14 protein-coding genes are annotated in these 17,897 nt (G+C 56.9%); 9 read left to right on the top strand and 5 right to left on the bottom strand.

The window, feature by feature from the left end; all coding sequences use genetic code 11:
* The first annotated feature begins 75 nt into the window (after nt 1–75).
* The 4 genes from cydD (at nt 76) to infA (ending at nt 4,816) form a co-directional block, all read left to right on the top strand.
* Nucleotides 76–1,842, top strand: a complete 1,767-nt coding sequence (cydD, locus tag ACNQ0W_RS01030) for a heme ABC transporter permease/ATP-binding protein CydD (protein ID WP_062932096.1) — start codon at nt 76–78, stop codon at nt 1,840–1,842.
* Complete coding sequence (gene cydC, locus ACNQ0W_RS01035; protein WP_062932097.1) at nt 1,842–3,563, top strand: heme ABC transporter ATP-binding protein/permease CydC; 1,722 nt, start codon at nt 1,842–1,844, stop codon at nt 3,561–3,563. Before cydD ends, cydC begins: the two co-directional genes overlap by 1 nt.
* A 45-nt stretch (nt 3,564–3,608) precedes the next feature.
* Nucleotides 3,609–4,313, top strand: a complete 705-nt coding sequence (gene aat, locus ACNQ0W_RS01040) for a leucyl/phenylalanyl-tRNA--protein transferase (RefSeq protein WP_062932098.1) — start codon at nt 3,609–3,611, stop codon at nt 4,311–4,313.
* Nucleotides 4,314–4,597: 284 nt separating this feature from the next.
* Nucleotides 4,598–4,816 carry a translation initiation factor IF-1 gene (gene infA / locus ACNQ0W_RS01045; protein WP_002211347.1) on the top strand — a complete coding sequence of 73 codons (219 nt, stop codon included), beginning with the start codon at nt 4,598–4,600 and terminating at the stop codon, nt 4,814–4,816.
* A 204-nt stretch (nt 4,817–5,020) separates the two neighbouring features.
* Here infA and clpA read toward each other — a convergent pair whose 3' ends face one another.
* Nucleotides 5,021–7,300, bottom strand: a complete 2,280-nt coding sequence (gene clpA / locus ACNQ0W_RS01050) for an ATP-dependent Clp protease ATP-binding subunit ClpA (protein ID WP_006809407.1) — start codon at nt 7,298–7,300, stop codon at nt 5,021–5,023.
* A 27-nt stretch (nt 7,301–7,327) separates the two neighbouring features.
* Nucleotides 7,328–7,648, bottom strand: coding sequence for an ATP-dependent Clp protease adapter ClpS (gene clpS, locus ACNQ0W_RS01055; RefSeq protein WP_006174393.1), 321 nt, complete (start codon nt 7,646–7,648; stop codon nt 7,328–7,330).
* 267 nt (nt 7,649–7,915) lie between these two features.
* On the opposite strand from clpS, the gene cspD reads away from it, so the two are divergent.
* Nucleotides 7,916–8,137, top strand: coding sequence for a cold shock-like protein CspD (gene cspD / locus ACNQ0W_RS01060; protein WP_116329924.1), 222 nt, complete (start codon nt 7,916–7,918; stop codon nt 8,135–8,137).
* A 70-nt stretch (nt 8,138–8,207) separates the two neighbouring features.
* Here the strand turns inward: cspD and macB are convergent, their stop codons facing one another.
* Together macB and macA are read right to left on the bottom strand one after the other, a co-directional pair.
* Nucleotides 8,208–10,148, bottom strand: coding sequence for a macrolide ABC transporter ATP-binding protein/permease MacB (gene macB, locus ACNQ0W_RS01065; RefSeq protein WP_062932099.1), 1,941 nt, complete (start codon nt 10,146–10,148; stop codon nt 8,208–8,210).
* Nucleotides 10,145–11,260, bottom strand: coding sequence for a macrolide transporter subunit MacA (gene macA / locus ACNQ0W_RS01070; protein WP_062932100.1), 1,116 nt, complete (start codon nt 11,258–11,260; stop codon nt 10,145–10,147). Before macA ends, macB begins: the two co-directional genes overlap by 4 nt.
* A 159-nt stretch (nt 11,261–11,419) precedes the next feature.
* On the opposite strand from macA, the gene ACNQ0W_RS01075 reads away from it, so the two are divergent.
* Complete coding sequence (locus ACNQ0W_RS01075) at nt 11,420–12,376, top strand: VirK/YbjX family protein (protein WP_062932101.1); 957 nt, start codon at nt 11,420–11,422, stop codon at nt 12,374–12,376.
* Here the strand turns inward: ACNQ0W_RS01075 and ACNQ0W_RS01080 are convergent.
* Nucleotides 12,373–14,031, bottom strand: coding sequence for an ATP-dependent endonuclease (locus tag ACNQ0W_RS01080; protein WP_017693708.1), 1,659 nt, complete (start codon nt 14,029–14,031; stop codon nt 12,373–12,375). The genes ACNQ0W_RS01075 and ACNQ0W_RS01080 overlap by 4 nt on opposite strands.
* 291 nt (nt 14,032–14,322) lie before the next feature.
* Between ACNQ0W_RS01080 and aqpZ the strand changes: the two genes are divergently transcribed.
* From aqpZ to hcp, 3 genes are all read left to right on the top strand, one after another.
* Nucleotides 14,323–15,018 (top strand): aquaporin Z, encoded by a 696-nt coding sequence (aqpZ, locus tag ACNQ0W_RS01085; RefSeq protein WP_026080729.1) that lies wholly within the window; start codon nt 14,323–14,325, stop codon nt 15,016–15,018.
* Nucleotides 15,019–15,194: 176 nt separating this feature from the next.
* Nucleotides 15,195–16,094: a lysine exporter LysO family protein gene (locus ACNQ0W_RS01090; protein WP_015570988.1), complete on the top strand. Its 900-nt coding sequence runs from the start codon at nt 15,195–15,197 to the stop codon at nt 16,092–16,094.
* Between the two features lie 144 nt (nt 16,095–16,238).
* Nucleotides 16,239–17,891 (top strand): hydroxylamine reductase, encoded by a 1,653-nt coding sequence (gene hcp, locus ACNQ0W_RS01095; RefSeq protein ID WP_062932102.1) that lies wholly within the window; start codon nt 16,239–16,241, stop codon nt 17,889–17,891.
* The last annotated feature ends 6 nt before the right edge of the window (nt 17,892–17,897 follow it).

Genomic DNA, 17,897 nt, shown 5'->3' on the forward strand with positions numbered 1-17,897 from the left:
CTGGTCGCCTTTATTTTTGCTCGCGTGTAACATGCAGAGGTCTAATTTCTTATAACGTCACCTGCAAAGTACGCAATGGAAAAAACCCGTCAACAAGAATTAACCCGCTGGCTGAAACAGCAAAGCGTTCTGTCCCGCCGCTGGCTTATGATTTCCCGCGTTCTGGGATTTGTCAGCGGTCTGTTGATTGTTGCCCAGGCATGGCTGCTGGCCCGCATTCTCAACCATATGATCATGGAGAACATCCCGCGCGAAGCGCTGCTGTTGCCGTTTATCGTTCTGGTGCTGGTTTTCGTTCTGCGTGCGTGGGTGGTCTGGCTGCGAGAGCGGGTTGGGTTCCATGCCGGGCAGCACATCCGCTATGAGATCCGCCGCAAGGTGCTCGACCGGCTTTCGGAAGCCGGGCCTGCGTGGATCCAGGGCAAGCCGGCCGGTAGCTGGGCGACGCTGATCCTTGAGCAAATCGACGATATGCACGATTACTACGCGCGTTATCTTCCGCAGATGGCGCTGGCGGTGTTTGTGCCTCTGATGATTGTTATCGCCATCTTCCCTGTTAACTGGGTAGCGGCGTTGATCCTGCTGGGCACCGCCCCGCTCATCCCGCTGTTTATGGCGATGGTCGGCATGGGCGCGGCTGATGCTAACCGCCGCAACTTCCTGGCGCTGGGGCGGTTGAGCGGTCATTTCCTGGACCGTCTGCGCGGAATGGAAACCCTGCGGATCTTTGGTCGTGGTGAAGCGGAAACCGAAAACATTCGCCTGGCGTCGCAGGATTTTCGTCAGCGCACCATGGAAGTGTTGCGCATGGCCTTTCTCTCTTCTGGCGTGCTTGAATTTTTCACCTCCCTGTCGATTGCGCTGGTGGCGGTTTACTTTGGCTTCTCCTACCTCGGCGCGCTGGACTTTGGCCACTACGGTACGGCGGTCACGCTCTCCGCCGGGTTCCTGGCGCTGATCCTGGCCCCGGAGTTTTTCCAGCCGCTTCGCGATCTCGGCACCTTTTACCATGCCAAAGCGCAGGCGGTGGGTGCTGCCGACAGCCTGAAAACCTTTATGGAAACGCCGCTGGCGCATCCGGAGCGTGGTGAAGTGACGCTGAATACGAACGATCCGGTGACCATTGAAGCACAGGATTTTTCCGTTCTGTCGCCTGAAGGCAAAGTGCTGGCCGGTCCGCTGAACTTTACCCTGCCTGCCGGGCAACGTGTGGTGCTGGTGGGTACCAGCGGCTCAGGTAAAAGCTCATTGTTGAATGCGCTGTCAGGTTTTATGGCGTACACCGGATCGCTGCGTATCAACAAAACGGAGCTGCGCGAGCTCGATCCTGATGCCTGGCGTAAACAGCTGAGTTGGGTGGGGCAAAACCCTCAGCTGCCAGCTCCGACGCTGCGCGAGAATGTGCTGCTGGCACGCCCGGATGCGCGTGAAGATGAGCTGCAATCGGTCCTCGACCGCGCCTGGGTCAGCGAGTTTCTGCCGCTGCTTGCGCAGGGTGTCGATACCGTCATTGGCGATCAGTCTGCCGGGCTGTCAGTTGGCCAGGCACAGCGCGTCGCGGTCGCCCGTGCGCTGCTGAATCCCTCTTCGCTAATGCTGCTGGACGAACCCGCCGCCAGCCTGGACGCTCACAGCGAGCAGCGCGTGATGGATGCGCTTAACGCAGCCTCACGCCAGCAAACCACCCTGATGGTGACCCACCAGCTGGAAGGTATTGCCGACTGGGATCAGATCTGGGTGATGGAAAACGGACACATTGTTGAGCAAGGCGATTACGCCGCGCTTGTTGCCGCGCAGGGGCCGTTTGCGACCCTGCTGGCGAACCGTCAGGAGGATATCTGATGCGCGCCCTGCTTCCGTATCTTGCACAGTATAAACGCCACAAATGGATGCTGACACTCGGGATCGTGCTGGCGATCGTCACGCTGCTGGCCAGCATCGGCCTGCTAACGCTTTCCGGCTGGTTCCTCTCCGCGTCTGCGGCCGCAGGCTTTGCCGGGCTGTACAGCTTTAACTACATGCTGCCTGCCGCCGGGGTGCGCGGCACGGCGATTACGCGAACTGCCGGGCGCTACTTCGAGCGTCTGGTCAGCCACGACGCGACCTTCCGCGTGCTGCAACACCTGCGTATTTACACCTTCAGCAAACTGCTGCCCCTCTCCCCTGCCGGGCTGGCACGTTTTCGACAGGGCGAATTACTCAACCGCGTGGTCGCGGATGTGGATACGCTGGATCACCTCTATTTGCGCGTCATTTCACCCATGGTGGGCGCGTTTGTGGTGATTGTCGTGGTGACGCTGGGGTTGAGTTTCCTGGATGTTCCCATCGCACTGACGCTCGGCGGCATCATGCTGATGACGCTGATTATTCTGCCGCCCCTGTTTTATCGTGCAGGTAAAACCACCGGGGAAAACCTGACGCGTCTGCGCGGGGAATATCGCCAGCAGCTCACCGCCTGGTTGCAGGGACAGGCCGAGCTTACCCTTTTTGGCGCCAGCAAGCGCTACCGCGCCCGTATGGAAAATACGGAGCTGAACTGGCATGAAGCCCAGCGTCGCCAGTCTGAACTGACCGCGTTCTCCCAGGCGCTGATGATGTTAATTGGTGGGATTGCCGTAATCGCCATGCTCTGGATGGCCTCCGGTGGCGTGGGCGGTAACGCGCAGCCTGGCCCGCTGATTGCGCTGTTTGTTTTCTGTGCCCTGGCAGCCTTTGAAGCCTTAGCCCCGGTCACGGGCGCCTTTCAGCATCTCGGCCAGGTGATTGCCTCTGCGCTGCGCATTACGGATATTGCCGAGCAGGAGCCGGAAGTGAAGTTCAGCGCCGGTCAAACCGCTGTACCGGAGCAGGTCGCGCTGACGCTCAGCAATGTCACTTTCGCCTACGACAAGCAGGCGCAAAACGCGCTGGAAGACATCACCCTTTCTGTTGATGCCGGGCAGCGCATTGCGATCCTTGGCCGTACGGGATGTGGGAAATCGACACTTCTGCAACTTCTCACGCGCGCGTGGGACCCACAGCAGGGCGAGATTCGGTTTAACGACGTTCCGCTGTCTGGTTTTAGCGAAGCGGCCTTGCGTAAAACGGTCAGCGTCGTGCCCCAGCGGGTGCATCTGTTCAGCGCTACGCTGCGCGATAATCTTCTTCTGGCGGCACCAGATGCCTCCGACGATACGCTGCAAGCAATGCTGGAGCAGGTTGGGCTGCACAAGCTGCTTGAAGACGACGGGTTGAACAGCTGGCTGGGTGAAGGGGGTCGACAGCTTTCCGGCGGCGAACTGCGTCGTCTGGCCATTGCGCGTGCGCTGCTGCACGATGCGCCGCTGATGCTGCTGGATGAACCGACAGAAGGACTGGATGCCACGACAGAGAGCCAAATCCTTGATTTACTGGCGAATGTGATGAAAGGTAAAACCGTACTGATGGTCACGCACCGTCTGCGCGGGCTGGTGAATTTCGATCAGATAATTGTGATGGACAACGGACACATAATTGAGCAAGGTAGTCACGCAGAGCTGCTGGCAAAACAGGGTCGCTACTACCAGTTTAAACAGCGCCTGTAGACTATATTTGTAGCGTCCTCTCTCGCGTACTGGAGTTCTGTTGTCATGCGCCTGGTGCAGCTTTCTCGCCATAATATTGCGTTCCCTTCACCGGAGGGGGCGCTGCGTGAACCTAACGGCTTGCTGGCTCTGGGCGGCGATCTCAGCCCGGCACGGCTCTTAATGGCTTACCAGCGCGGCATCTTCCCGTGGTTTTCTCCCGGCGACCCGATCTTATGGTGGTCTCCCGACCCGCGAGCCGTGCTGTGGCCTGGACAGTTTCACCTGAGCCGCAGCATGAAGCGTTTTCATGCAAAATCACCCTTTCGCGTCACGCTCAATCACGCCTTCGGCCAGGTTATCGAAGGCTGCGCTGAAGATCGTCATGAAGGCACCTGGATAACCCGCGATATCATTATCGCCTACCACCAGCTTCATGAACTGGGCTACGCGCACTCTATTGAAGTATGGAAAGAGGATAACCTCGTCGGCGGAATGTACGGCGTGGCACAGGGCACGCTGTTCTGCGGCGAGTCGATGTTCTCCCGCGCCACGAATGCGTCAAAAACCGCGCTGCTGGTGTTTAGCCAGGAATTTGCCCGACGTGGCGGACGGCTGATGGATTGCCAAGTGCTGAATGAGCACACCGCCTCGCTCGGCGCCGTTGAAATCTCCCGCCGACACTATATCGAACACCTTGAACAGTGCCGAAAAGAGACCCTTCCACGCGATTTTTGGGTTCCCAGAACGCTCTTTATGCCCAATGCCTAAATGTTTTCCGCATATTTTTTATGAGGGTGTTATAATTATGCCGCAGAGTAGCTTCTGCCTGTTGCCCCGCCGCCGTTTGGGACCCTCGCTTCAGATAACGTCCTGACGTTTATCCTGTCGTCTCCCCTTTACGAATGCGCTTTCCGTTCGGTTGTACCGTGACGCTTGGGCAATACGCTGAGACTGTTTTGCTGCGTTTTAAACGCGCAATTCTTTACTTAATTGAGGAATTTCGGCATTATCTTGCCGGTTCAAAACTTGGTAGTGATACCCCAGAGGATTAGATGGCCAAAGAAGACAATATTGAAATGCAGGGTACCGTACTTGATACGTTGCCTAATACCATGTTTCGCGTAGAACTGGAAAACGGTCACGTGGTAACTGCGCACATCTCCGGTAAAATGCGCAAAAACTATATCCGCATTTTGACGGGCGACAAAGTGACTGTTGAACTGACCCCGTACGACCTGAGCAAAGGCCGCATTGTCTTCCGTAGTCGCTAATTGTTTTCGCCTGTAATGGCAGATGAATATTTAAAAGGTCGGGACAATCCCGGCCTTTTTTATTTATGGCTTTAGTGTGGCTGTTCAGGAAGAGGTATTTTAGTGCGTTCTGATGCCTTCACCCTGACCCTCTCCCACAGGGAGAGGGAGAAAAGCGGACACAAAAAAGCCGGGTTAAAAACCCGGCTTTTACACTAAAGAAAATCAGTGAGCCGCTTCCGGCTTGTGCTTCGCCGCACTCTGGAAATCGTACGTCAGTTCGTTCTTCGCCTGATCCAGCCCCACCGTTACCTGGCCGCCGTCCACCAGCGAGCCAAACAGCAGCTCGTTTGCCAGCGGTTTCTTCAGGTTGTCCTGAATCACACGCGCCATCGGACGAGCGCCCATCGCACGGTCATAGCCTTTCTCAGCCAGCCAGTTGCGGGCCTCCTGGCTCACTTCCAGCGACACGCCTTTCTGATCCAGCTGGACCTGCAACTCGACGATGAACTTGTCCACCACCTGATGGATCACCTCGGTAGACAGATGATCGAACCAGATAATGTTGTCCAGACGGTTACGGAACTCCGGCGTGAAGATCTTCTTGATCTCTTCCATCGCATCGGTGCTGTTATCCTGGTGGATCAGGCCGATGGATTTACGCTCGGTTTCCCGCACGCCCGCGTTGGTGGTCATCACCAGCACCACGTTGCGGAAATCGGCCTTGCGCCCGTTGTTATCGGTCAGCGTCCCGTTGTCCATCACCTGCAACAGGATGTTGAACACGTCCGGGTGCGCTTTCTCGATTTCATCAAGCAGCAGTACCGCGTGCGGATGCTTGATAACCGCGTCCGTTAGCAGGCCGCCCTGGTCAAAGCCCACGTATCCCGGAGGCGCACCAATCAAACGGCTGACGGTGTGACGCTCCATATACTCGGACATATCAAAGCGCAGCAACTCAATGCCCAGCGCTTTGGAGAGCTGAACCGTCACCTCGGTTTTCCCCACGCCGGTCGGGCCAGCGAACAGGAAGGAACCAACCGGCTTGTGGTCATGCCCCAGGCCAGCACGGGCCATCTTGATCGCTTCGGTTAAAGCCTCAATGGCTTTATCCTGACCAAAGACCAGCATTTTCAGGCGATTGCCGAGGGTGCGCAGCGTATCACGGTCGCTCTGAGAAACGCTCTTCTCAGGAATACGCGCGATGCGGGCCACCACGGACTCGATATCCGCCACGTTCACGGTTTTCTTACGCTTGCTGGCTGGCATCAGGCGCGCACGCGCACCCGCCTCATCAATCACGTCGATCGCTTTATCCGGCAGATGACGATCGTTGATGTATTTCACCGCCAGTTCCACCGCCGCACGTACCGCTTTCGCGGTGTAACGCACGTCGTGGTGCGCTTCGTACTTGGTTTTCAGGCCGTTGATGATCTGCACCGTTTCGTCAACCGACGGCTCGGTAACGTCGATTTTCTGGAAACGACGCGCCAGCGCACGATCCTTCTCAAAGATGTTGCTGAACTCCTGGTACGTCGTGGAGCCCATCACGCGGATCTTACCGCTGGAGAGCAGCGGTTTGATCAGGTTAGCGGCATCCACCTGGCCACCGGAGGCCGCACCTGCACCGATGATGGTGTGGATCTCATCGATAAACAGGATGCTGTTGGTGTCCTGCTCCAGCTGTTTTAACAGCGCTTTGAAACGTTTTTCGAAATCACCGCGGTATTTGGTGCCCGCCAGCAGCGAGCCAATATCCAGCGAGTAGATGGTGCAGTCGGCAATCACTTCCGGCACGTCGCCCTGCACAATGCGCCAGGCCAGCCCTTCGGCAATCGCGGTTTTACCCACGCCAGATTCCCCCACCAGCAGCGGGTTGTTCTTACGGCGGCGGCACAGCACCTGGATGGCACGCTCCAGCTCTTTGTCGCGGCCAATCAGCGGGTCGATACCGCCAACGCGAGCAAGCTGGTTAAGGTTGGTGGTGAAGTTTTCCATACGATCCTCCCCGCCTGCTTGCTCTTCATTGCTGTTGATCTGTCCGCTGGGATCCGATGCCTGGTTAGGCTCGTCTTTTCGCGTTCCGTGAGAGATGAAGTTGACCACGTCGAGCCGGCTGACTTCGTGTTTACGCAGCAGGTAGGCCGCCTGGGACTCCTGCTCGCTGAAGATGGCGACCAGAACATTGGCGCCAGTCACTTCGCTACGTCCGGAAGACTGGACGTGGAAAACCGCGCGCTGCAACACGCGCTGGAAGCTGAGCGTCGGCTGCGTGTCGCGCTCTTCTTCACTGGCTGGCAGCACCGGTGTAGTTTGTTCGATGAAGGCTTCGAGTTCCTGACGTAGCGCCACCAGATCCACGGAGCAGGCTTCCAGCGCTTCGCGGGCAGATGGGTTGCTAAGCAGTGCGAGCAGCAGGTGCTCGACGGTCATAAACTCATGTCGGTGCTCACGCGCTCTGGCGAAAGCCATGTTTAAACTGAGTTCCAGTTCTTGATTGAGCATAGGCACCTCCCCCAATTTTATGCCTTATCAGGCCTTTTCCAGCGTACACAGCAACGGATGCTCGTTCTCCCTTGCATAGTCGTTCACCATCGCTACTTTGGTTTCCGCAACCTCGGCAGTAAAGATGCCGCAGATCGCTTTGCCACGATAATGAACGGTAAGCATCAGTTGCGTTGCACGTTCAACATCATAAGAAAAGAACTTTTGTAGCACGTCAATAACAAATTCCATCGGCGTGTAATCATCGTTCATTAACATAACTTTATACATAGATGGCGGTTTTAGCGCGTCGCGCACTTTATCTTCCGCCAGCTGGTCAAAATCCAGCCAATCGTTGGTCTTACCCATTATGCATAACCACTTTGAATCTACCTCAGATGTTAGATAACAATCATCTATTACTGTCATCCGCGATGTCTGTCACAAACTGTTGCAATAGCGTTAACTGCCTCAAATTTTGGTTGATTATTGTCCCAACTCCAGCGCCAAACGCTTGACGGCTTCTTCCGTTTCTCTAAATTGTACAAGCGTGAGTTGGCGAGGTTTTGAACAGCCCCCACTCCACTACCGGTTCATTCCATCTTAATTTATAAGATTTACGAAGGATGTCGAAGCATGGAAATGGGTACTGTTAAGTGGTTCAACAACGCCAAGGGGTTTGGCTTCATTTGCCCCGAAGGCGGCGGCGAGGATATCTTCGCTCACTATTCCACCATTCAGATGGATGGTTACAGGACGCTCAAAGCCGGGCAGTCCGTCCGGTTCGATATACACCAGGGGCCAAAAGGCAATCACGCCAGTCTTATCGTGCCCGTTGAAGCAGAAACGGTTGCATAGCTCTCTGATTCATTGTGTACACCCCGCAGGCAAAATGCCAGCCCGATCGGCTGGCATTTTTATTTTCGGGTTATTCCCGCGCCAGCGCATCCACCGGATCCAGCCGCGCCGCGTTTCGCGCCGGCAGCCAGCCAAACAAAATGCCGGTAAAGGTGGAGCACAAAAACGCGGTGAGGATCGCCATCGGTGAGAAGCCAATCTCCCACCCCGGTAAAAAGAGCTGGAGCGCGAAGGCGATCATCATTGAGAGCGCAATCCCCATCGCGCCTCCCACCAGACACACCAGCACCGCTTCAATTAAAAATTGCTGGAGCACATCGCTGGCTCTGGCCCCTACCGCCATGCGAATGCCGATCTCCCGCGTACGTTCGGTCACCGACACCAGCATGATGTTCATCACCCCTATTCCGCCGACGACCAGCGAAATCACCGCCACCAGCGTCAGGAACAGCTGAAGAGTACGTGTGGTCTTTTCGGCCGTTTTCAAGAGGCCGTCCATGTTCCAGGTGAAGAAATCCTTTTTCCCATGGCGCAACGTCAACAGTCGCTCGAGCTGCTGTTCCGCCAGCGCGCTGTCGTAGCCCTCCTTCACGCGCACGGTAATGGAGTTAAGCCAGGACTGCCCCATAATGCGCCCGGAAATGGTGCTGTACGGCAGCCAGACGCGCAGGATCTTGCTGCTGCCAAACATGGACTGTTTCTCTTCCGCCACACCAATCACCGTGGCGGGCATGTTACCCACCAGGATCACTTCCCCCACCACACGGGTTTTATTGGGGAAAAGCTGTCTGCGCGAGTTAGCGTCTAACACCACCACCTGCGCCCTGCCCGCCAGCTGTTCCGCGTTGAAGGTCGCCCCTTCGCTGAAGGTCATGCCGTAAACGTTGAAGTAATCTCCGCTGACGCCGTTAGCGCTGGCCGCCACGTCAATGTTGCCGTAGCGCAGACGCAGGTTTTGCGACACGGCAGGCGTGGCGGAGTTCACCCACGGCTGCTTCTGAATAGCCGCCAGATCGTCGTATTTCAGCGCCTGCTGATACTGCGGCTCGTCGTCGCCGAAATCTTTGCCGGGGTAAACGTCAATGGTGTTAGTCCCGATGGCGCGAATATCCGCCAGCACCAGCTGTTTCGCCGCATCGCCCACCACCACAATCGACACCACCGAGGCAATACCGATAATGATGCCGAGCATGGTCAGCAGGGTGCGCATTTTGTTGGCCGCCATCGCCAGCCAGGCCATGGTCAGCGCCTCACGGAAACCGCTGGAAAACTGTCCCCAGCCGGTGGACGCAGGCAAGGCTTCTTTCGCTGCCGCCGCTCTGGACTGACGCGGCGGCGGGTTGCTGATCAGCTCGCCGTCGTGGATCTCAATGATGCGTTCCGCCTGCGCTGCGACCTGCGGATCGTGGGTGACGATAATCACCGTATGCCCCTGATCGCGAAGCTGATGGAGGATCGCCATCACCTCTTCACCGGAATGGCTGTCGAGCGCACCGGTTGGCTCATCGGCGAGGATCACCTGTCCGCCGTTCATCAGCGCGCGGGCAATACTCACGCGCTGCTGCTGACCGCCGGAAAGCTGTGAAGGCTGATAATCAACACGCTCCGCCAGCCCAAGACGCGTTAACAGCGCCTTCGCGCGTTCGAGGCGTTTTTTGCGCTCGACGCCCGCATACACCGCCGGCACCTCCACATTCTGCGCCGCGCTCAGGTGTGAAAGCAGATGGTAACGCTGGAAGATAAAGCCAAAATGCTCGCGACGCAGCTTCGCCAGCGCGTCGCCGTCCAGGGTGGAAACATCCGTCCCGGCCACGCGATAGGTGCCGCTGGTGGGCTTATCCAGACAGCCGAGAATGTTCATCAGCGTTGATTTACCCGAGCCCGACGCCCCGACAATCGCCACCATTTCGCCGGCTTCAACGCGCAGGGAGATGCCCTTCAGCACCTCCACCGGCCCGTCGCCGGACGGATAGCTGCGACGAATGTCATTCAGCTCAAGCAGCGCCGTCATTGCGCGGCTCCGGGCAGGCTTTCGCTGGTGACCACTTCCTCACCCTCTTCCAGCCCTTTTACCACCACCACATCGGTGTCGTTACGCGCGCCAATCACCACTTCACGCTCTCGGGTTTCGCCGTTGCGCAGTACTTTCACCTTATAGCGATTGTCCCCGGCGGATTCGCCCAGCGCGGAGAGCGGAACCGTCAGCACGTTTTTCACGCCGGTCAGCTGGATATGCACCTGGGCGGTCATGTCCAGACGCAGCACGCCCTGCGGGTTTGGCACCTCAAAACGCGCGTAGTAGAAGATGGCGTCGTTAACCTTCTCCGGCGTCGGCAGGATATCTTTCAGCACCCCTTCATAGCGGGTTTGCGGATCGCCCAGCACCGTAAACCAGGCTTTCTGCCCCGGCTTAAGGTGAATGACGTCCGCTTCGGATACCTGGGCTTTCACCAGCATGGTGCTCATATCCGCCAGGGTCAGGATGTTCGGCGCCTGCTGCGCGGCGATGACCGTCTGGCCTTGCAGGGTGGTGATCTGCGTCACTTCCCCGGCCATTGGCGCAACGATTTGCGTGTAATCGAGGTTGGTTTTCGCCGTATCCAGCGAGGCCTGATTCCGCTTGATTTGCGCATCGATGGTGCCAATCTGCGCCTGCTTCACCGCCAGCTCCGTGGCGGCGGTGTCCAGATCCTGTTTCGAGATAGCCTGCGTTTTCGCTAGCGCCTGCTGGCGCGTCAGGGTGACCTGAGCGAGATTACGCTCCGCCTCAGCCTGTGCGCGCTGCGCGCGCAGCTCCATCAGCGTCGCTTCCACTTCGCGGATCTGGTTTTGCGCCTGCTCAGGATCGATCACGCCCAGCAGCTGGCCTTTTTTAACCTTATCGCCAATCTCAACTGACAGGGTTTTAAGCTGACCGCTGACCTGCGCGCCCACGTCAACCTTACGCAGGGCATCCAGTTTCCCCGTCGCCAGCACGTTTTGTTGCAGCTCGCCCGGACGAACAATCAGCGTTTGATACTGTGGTACCGGCGCGTTCAGTACTTTCCATAACCAGAATCCGCCCGCTAACACCACTACCGCCAGCAGCAGAAACAGCTTTCTGCGTTTTCCCTTCAGGTTCATAAATATTCCAAATAATTGTTCTGGCTATCATCACCGTTGATTTTATCTAAACCACTCCTCAACGAAACCCCCGATCCCCGTAATCGTCGGGAATTGTTTACCCGATGTTGATAAAGCGCCTGCTGAAATAGCGATATTCCACCAGAAGCAGGATCTAACATGTCTTCCATCGTCGATACACCTTATTCAACGCTGCCCCAGCCTAAATCGGGCTGGCAACTGTTTAAAAGCCTGGCATCGGGTTCCCTCACGCCGGGGCTGGCGTGGCAAAATCCGGCCTATCGACGTAAGTTTATGTTGCGCTCGCTGGCAACGCCGTTCACCACTGCGCGCCTGCTCGGAAACCTTGCAAAACAGCCCCGTCTGATGCAGATCCTGCGCGTGCAGCCCGGCCTGCCGTGCCGCCTGCACCGGCCGTGGCTGACCGTCAATATGGGCCGTCAGAATACGCTGGACGCACTGAACGATCACTATCAGATGATGAGCCGCCATCTTCCGGCGTCGCTGCTGAACGGCTACCTCTCCAGCCAGGGCATCACGCTGGTGACGTTAACGGGCAAAGAGGAACAGCAGTTTAGCGTTCGCCTGAGCGCGGATGCGTTTCTGGACAAAGAAGGGGAAGCGACCCTCACTTTTTGCGACCACCAGAACACGGTGCTGGCCGAGCTGACCTTTACGCTGTGCACATACCAGGGCAAGTCAACGCTCTTCATCGGCGGAATGCAGGGGGCGAAAGCGCATGTCCCGCACGAGCACATTCAGCTGGCGACCAAAGCCTGTCACGGACTGTTCCCAAAACGTCTGCTGGTTGAAGCGGTCATGACGCTGGCAGGCGCCTTCCCGGTCGAGCAGATCCTCGCGGTGAGTAACGCCACCCACATCTACCGCAGCTGGCGCTATCGCAAGAAAAAAGAGGGAAAATTGCTGGCTGACTATGACAGCTTCTGGCGCTCCCTTGGCGGACAGCAGCAGGATAACGGCAACTTTGCCCTGCCACTGACCATGCCACGCAAACCGATGGAAGAGATTGCGAGTAAAAAACGGTCCGAATACCGCCGCCGCTATGCCCTGCTTGATAGCCTGATCCAACAGGTTTCGCAGGCGACTGCCCGTTAATCGGCCCTCCCGCGAGCCAGCCAGAGGACGCGGGAGAACATTTTACGCAGCAGCGTGGGCACCGACTCTACGCCTCGCCTGCCCGCTTCCGTCGCGACTTCAATGGCCAAATCCGGTTTTGACGACCGATGGATAGCTTTGGCAATCACCCGACGCATATTCATGGGCACATCCACCGGGATCATCGCCACGCGGTGAAAGACATCGTCAAATCCCTGGCGGTACATAAAGTGCTCCATGTCCATCGCAGGCAGCGCGGTCAGATGCTCCCGCTCCTCTTCACGATCGTTATTGAGCAGGCTGCGCACGGTCGCCGCATATTTTTTACCCGCCTCATCGCCATCCACCAGCACGTGCCACTCTATCCCCATCCGGCGCGCAAATTTGATCAGCGGTTTTAAGCCAGACTGAGCAAATTCGATCACTTTGATCCCTTCGGCATCAAAGTGGTGTCCGCACTGGCGAGCCAGCTCGTTTATCACCCAGGTTTCCGTTTCCCCTTCCACCAGCAACCAGCAGCGGGCAAACAGGGAAGAGGCACGGTTAAAACGGATATGAAACGCGATCCGTCGGCCATCTTCGGCATTTAACCCGCCGGGCCCGAGCCGGTAGGCGGTGACCCGCGACGATTCACGCACCAGGCGGCAGACATACTCCACCGGCGTCAGAGAGAGCAGCTCGCCGGAATTCGTGGTGGTGACTCGCTGCAACGGCAGCAGATTCAGAAGATGCCACGCCACGGAAAGCATAATCGGGTGCAGCCGCGTTTCCGGATCTTCCACCAGCAGCAGCGGGCGCGCGTCCCGATCCAGGCGCACCGTCCCTTTCGCCTGTAAAAGCGTGGAGAATAATCCCAGCAGGATCACCCGATGCGTGCGCCCGCCGGGGCGGTCGATCATGCGGTTGATAATATCGAGATAGCGCCAGCTTCGTTGTTCATCGTGCGAGCGGCGACGCATCAGACGGTGGCGCGCCTGTCCCGTTCCCTGCTCGGAGAAATAGTGCTCCAGCAGTTGCACCATGGCAGACAGTCCCTGACGGATCTGGCCGTCGGTGAGGTTCTGCGGCCGTGAGACCAGTTCACGGGCGAGGAAATCCAGTTCGCGGGCGGTCACCTCCACCTCGGGCATATTCGGCACGGTGCCGTTGCGGATCCGCCGCATAAAGCGCGCGTCTCGTAAGCGCAGCACGGGGGAGAGGCGGATAAGATGGCGGGCAAGTTCGTCAATATTATCGAGCGGGATCGGATTCCCCTTCTCATCGAGAAATTCTCGCAGGGTTAATACCCCGTCGTTTTGCGCCATTTCGCCCTCAAGGCGATAGAAAATACGCTGGAAACCATCTTCACAGGGTACCCAGCAGGGCGACATAGGGCGAAAACGACGCACGCGATGGCGACCGGGCTCGGATTCGCGGAAGGTCAGAATGATATGCAGGTGTTTCTCGCGTCCGTTGACATCCCCCGGCGGAAACCAGAAGTCATCATGAACGAAGTGGTACAAGTTCTCTTCAGGCGAAAGCAGCAGCGTCAGGGCATCCAGCAGGCTGGATTTACCCCAGGCATTTTCGCCTATCAGGACGTTGTTCTGTTCCAGTTGCAGCGACAGGCGGTTAATCCCGCGAAACCCGACAATCTCCACACGTTCGAGTAGCATACATCCCCCGCAATTCGGCCACTTTTTCCTTCAAGTTATCAGCAGTATAGCGGCAGGCGGTGGGTCACGACAGCAGAATATACGCCCCCTTAATTATTGGGCTATGCTCTAATTACCTCCGATCTGAACAAGGATTGACATCACATTGCCTTAAATCAAATTTAGTGAATTTATTTGAGTGGCGAAGGGATGTTGATGGTTTCAAAATACTGGCTCTTTGAGTCGTCATCCCTTTATGGCGATATAACCCGCGCGCAGGAATGGGCGCGGACGTTTATTATTGAGGTGGTTATGTTCAGAAAATTAGCGGCAGAATGCTTTGGTACATTCTGGCTGGTGTTTGGTGGCTGCGGTAGCGCAGTACTGGCAGCCGCATTTCCGGAATTAGGTATTGGATTTGTCGGCGTCGCGCTGGCATTCGGTTTAACCGTATTAACCATGGCATTCGCCGTGGGGCATATTTCCGGCGGTCATTTCAACCCGGCCGTCACATTAGGATTATGGGCGGGCGGACGTTTCCCGGCGAAAGATATTATTGGCTATATTATTGCCCAGGTTATCGGCGGTATTATTGCCGCGGCGGTGCTGTACGTAATTGCCAGCGGTAAAGCCGGGTTTGACGCCGCGGCCAGCGGTTTTGCGTCGAACGGCTTCGGCGAACACTCTCCAGGCGGCTACTCAATGCTGTCTGCCATCGTGATTGAAATTGTGCTCACCGCAGGCTTCCTGTTGGTGATCCACGGCGCAACGGACAAATACGCGCCTGCGGGCTTTGCCCCCATCGCTATTGGTCTGGCGCTGACGCTGATCCATCTCATCTCCATTCCGGTGACCAACACCTCCGTTAACCCGGCGCGCAGCACCGCGGTGGCTATTTTCCAGGGCGGCTGGGCGCTTGAACAGCTGTGGCTGTTCTGGGTGATGCCTATTATCGGCGGTATTCTGGGCGGCGTGCTGTATCGCACCCTGCTGGAAAAACGCGATTAATTAAGTGCGGCCTGTAATGTCGGGTGGCGCTAAAGCTTACCCGACCTACGTTAGTGTGCACTTTGTAGGCCGGGTAAGGCACAGCCGCCACCCGGCTTTTTTTGTAGCTTTACCTCACAGCCTTTATTGGGTAGTGTCTCTGGCGCTTAACTGATACTCAAAAGGACCGGCTGTTCATGTTCTCAGGACTCCTCATCATTCTTCTGCCCCTGATTGTGGGCTACCTTATTCCGCTGCGTCATGAATCGGCCTTAAAGCTTATTAATCGTTTTCTCAGCTGGATTGTTTACGTCATTCTGTTCTTTATGGGGATCAGCCTGGCCTTCCTGGATAATCTGGCGACGAACTTGCTTTCCATCCTGCATTATTCTGCGGTTACGGTAGTGGTTATTCTGCTATGCAATATTGCTGCGCTGTTCTGGCTGGAACGCACTATTCCCTGGAAAAATCACCATCATCAGGAAAAGCTCCCCTCCCGTATTGCGATGGCACTGGAATCATTAAAACTGTGCGGCGTGGTGGTACTCGGCTTTTTACTGGGGCTGACCGGCTGGGCATTTTTACAGCACGCAACGGAAGCCAGCGAATATACGCTTATTTTCCTGCTCTTCCTGATTGGTATTCAGCTGCGAAATAATGGCATGACGCTGAAACAGATTGTCCTTAACCGCCGGGGCATGATGGTTGCCGTTATCGTTGTGGCCAGCTCACTGGCGGGGGGAGTGATTAACGCCTTTATTCTCGATCTGCCGCTGAAAACCAGCCTGGCGATGGCGTCCGGTTTCGGCTGGTACTCGCTCTCCGGTATTCTGCTCACCGAATCATTTGGTCCGGTGATCGGCAGCGCCGCCTTCTTTAACGATCTGGCGCGCGAGCTGATAGCCATCATGCTGATCCCCGGCCTGGTACGCCGCAGCCGCTCTACCGCGCTGGGCCTGTGCGGGGCCACCTCAATGGACTTTACCCTGCCGGTGTTACAGCGCTCGGGAGGGCTGGAGATGGTTCCTGCCGCCATCGTACACGGCTTTATTCTGAGCCTGCTGGTCCCCATCCTGATGGCGTTCTTCTCAGCCTGATACTGCTTTGGCGGTAGTGAACCTGCCGCCAAAATTGCGCTAAATCAATAACCCTCCACTTAGTATAAGAAAGCACTTTTCTCTGCTGTGGCACAGGCACAACCTTAAACATGTATCTCAAATATAACTTTAACAGGTGTGATTATGTTTTGTGTGCAATGTGAACAAACCATCCGTACCCCGGCAGGCAACGGCTGCTCTTACGCGCAGGGTATGTGCGGCAAAACCGCAGAAACGTCCGATCTCCAGGATCTGCTGATTGCGGCGCTGCAAGGCTTGTCCGCCTGGGCCTTCAAAGCCCGTGAATATGGCATTGTTGATCACTATGTCGACAGCTTTGCGCCGCGCGCATTTTTCTCCACGCTGACTAACGTTAACTTCGATTCTCCACGCATTGTGGGCTATGCCCGCGAAGCGATTGCCCTGCGTGAAACCCTGAAAACGCAGTGCCTGAATGCCGACGCCAGCGCCCGCGTGGACAACCCGATGGCGGAGCTACAGCTGGTGAGCGACGACCTGGGCGAGCTACAGCGTCAGGCCGCAGAATTTACTCCCAATAAAGACAAAGCGGCGATTGGCGAAAACATCCTCGGCCTGCGCCTGCTGTGCCTGTACGGTCTGAAAGGTGCTGCGGCCTATATGGAGCACGCGCACGTACTCGGCCAGTACGACAACGCTATTTACGCCCAGTACCACAAAATTATGGCCTGGCTGGGCACCTGGCCTTCCGATATGAACGCCCTGCTGGAATGCTCGATGGAAATCGGCCAGATGAACTTCAAAGTGATGAGCATTCTGGATGCCGGTGAAACCAGCACCTACGGCCACCCAACGCCAACGCAGGTCAACGTCAAAGCGACCGAAGGCAAATGCATCCTGATCTCCGGTCATGACCTGAAAGATCTCTACAACCTGCTGAAGCAGACCGAAGGCACCGGCGTTAACGTTTATACCCACGGCGAAATGCTGCCCGCGCACGGCTACCCGGAACTGCGTAAATTTAAGCATCTGATCGGTAACTACGGCAGCGGCTGGCAGAACCAGCAGGTGGAGTTCGCCCGCTTCCCTGGCCCAATCGTCATGACCTCTAACTGCATCATCGACCCGACCGTCGGTGCGTATGACGACCGTATCTGGACCCGCAGCATCGTCGGCTGGCCGGGCGTGAGCCACCTTGAAGGCGACGATTTCGGTCCGGTTATCGCTCAGGCGCAGCAGATGGCAGGCTTCCCGTACAGCGAAATTCCGCACCTCATCACCGTCGGTTTTGGTCGTGAAACCCTGCTGGGCGCGGCGGATTCCCTGATTGACCTCGTCAGCCGTGAAAAACTGCGTCACATCTTCCTGATCGGCGGCTGTGACGGCGCGCGCGGGGAACGTAACTACTTCACCGATTTCGCCACCCGCGTACCGGAAGACTGCCTGATCCTGACCCTGGCCTGCGGTAAGTACCGTTTCAACAAGCTGGACTTCGGCAACATCGAAGGTCTGCCGCGCCTGGTGGATGCGGGTCAGTGTAACGATGCGTATTCAGCCATCATTCTGGCGGTCACGCTGGCAGAGAAACTGGGCTGCGGCGTGAACGATCTGCCGCTGTCGCTGGTGCTCTCCTGGTTCGAGCAGAAAGCGATCGTGATCCTGCTGACCCTGCTCTCGCTCGGCGTGACCAACATCGTCACCGGGCCGACCGCGCCAGGCTTCCTGACGCCGGACCTGCTGGCCATCCTGAACGAGAAATTTGGTCTGCGTTCCGTGACCAACGTTGAAGATGATATGAAGCAACTGCTGAGCGCGTAAGGAGTA

It is taken from the genome of Enterobacter cloacae complex sp. 6730903 (genome assembly GCF_048283985.1).
GTDB classification, from domain to species: Bacteria; Pseudomonadota; Gammaproteobacteria; order Enterobacterales; family Enterobacteriaceae; genus Enterobacter; species Enterobacter hormaechei_C.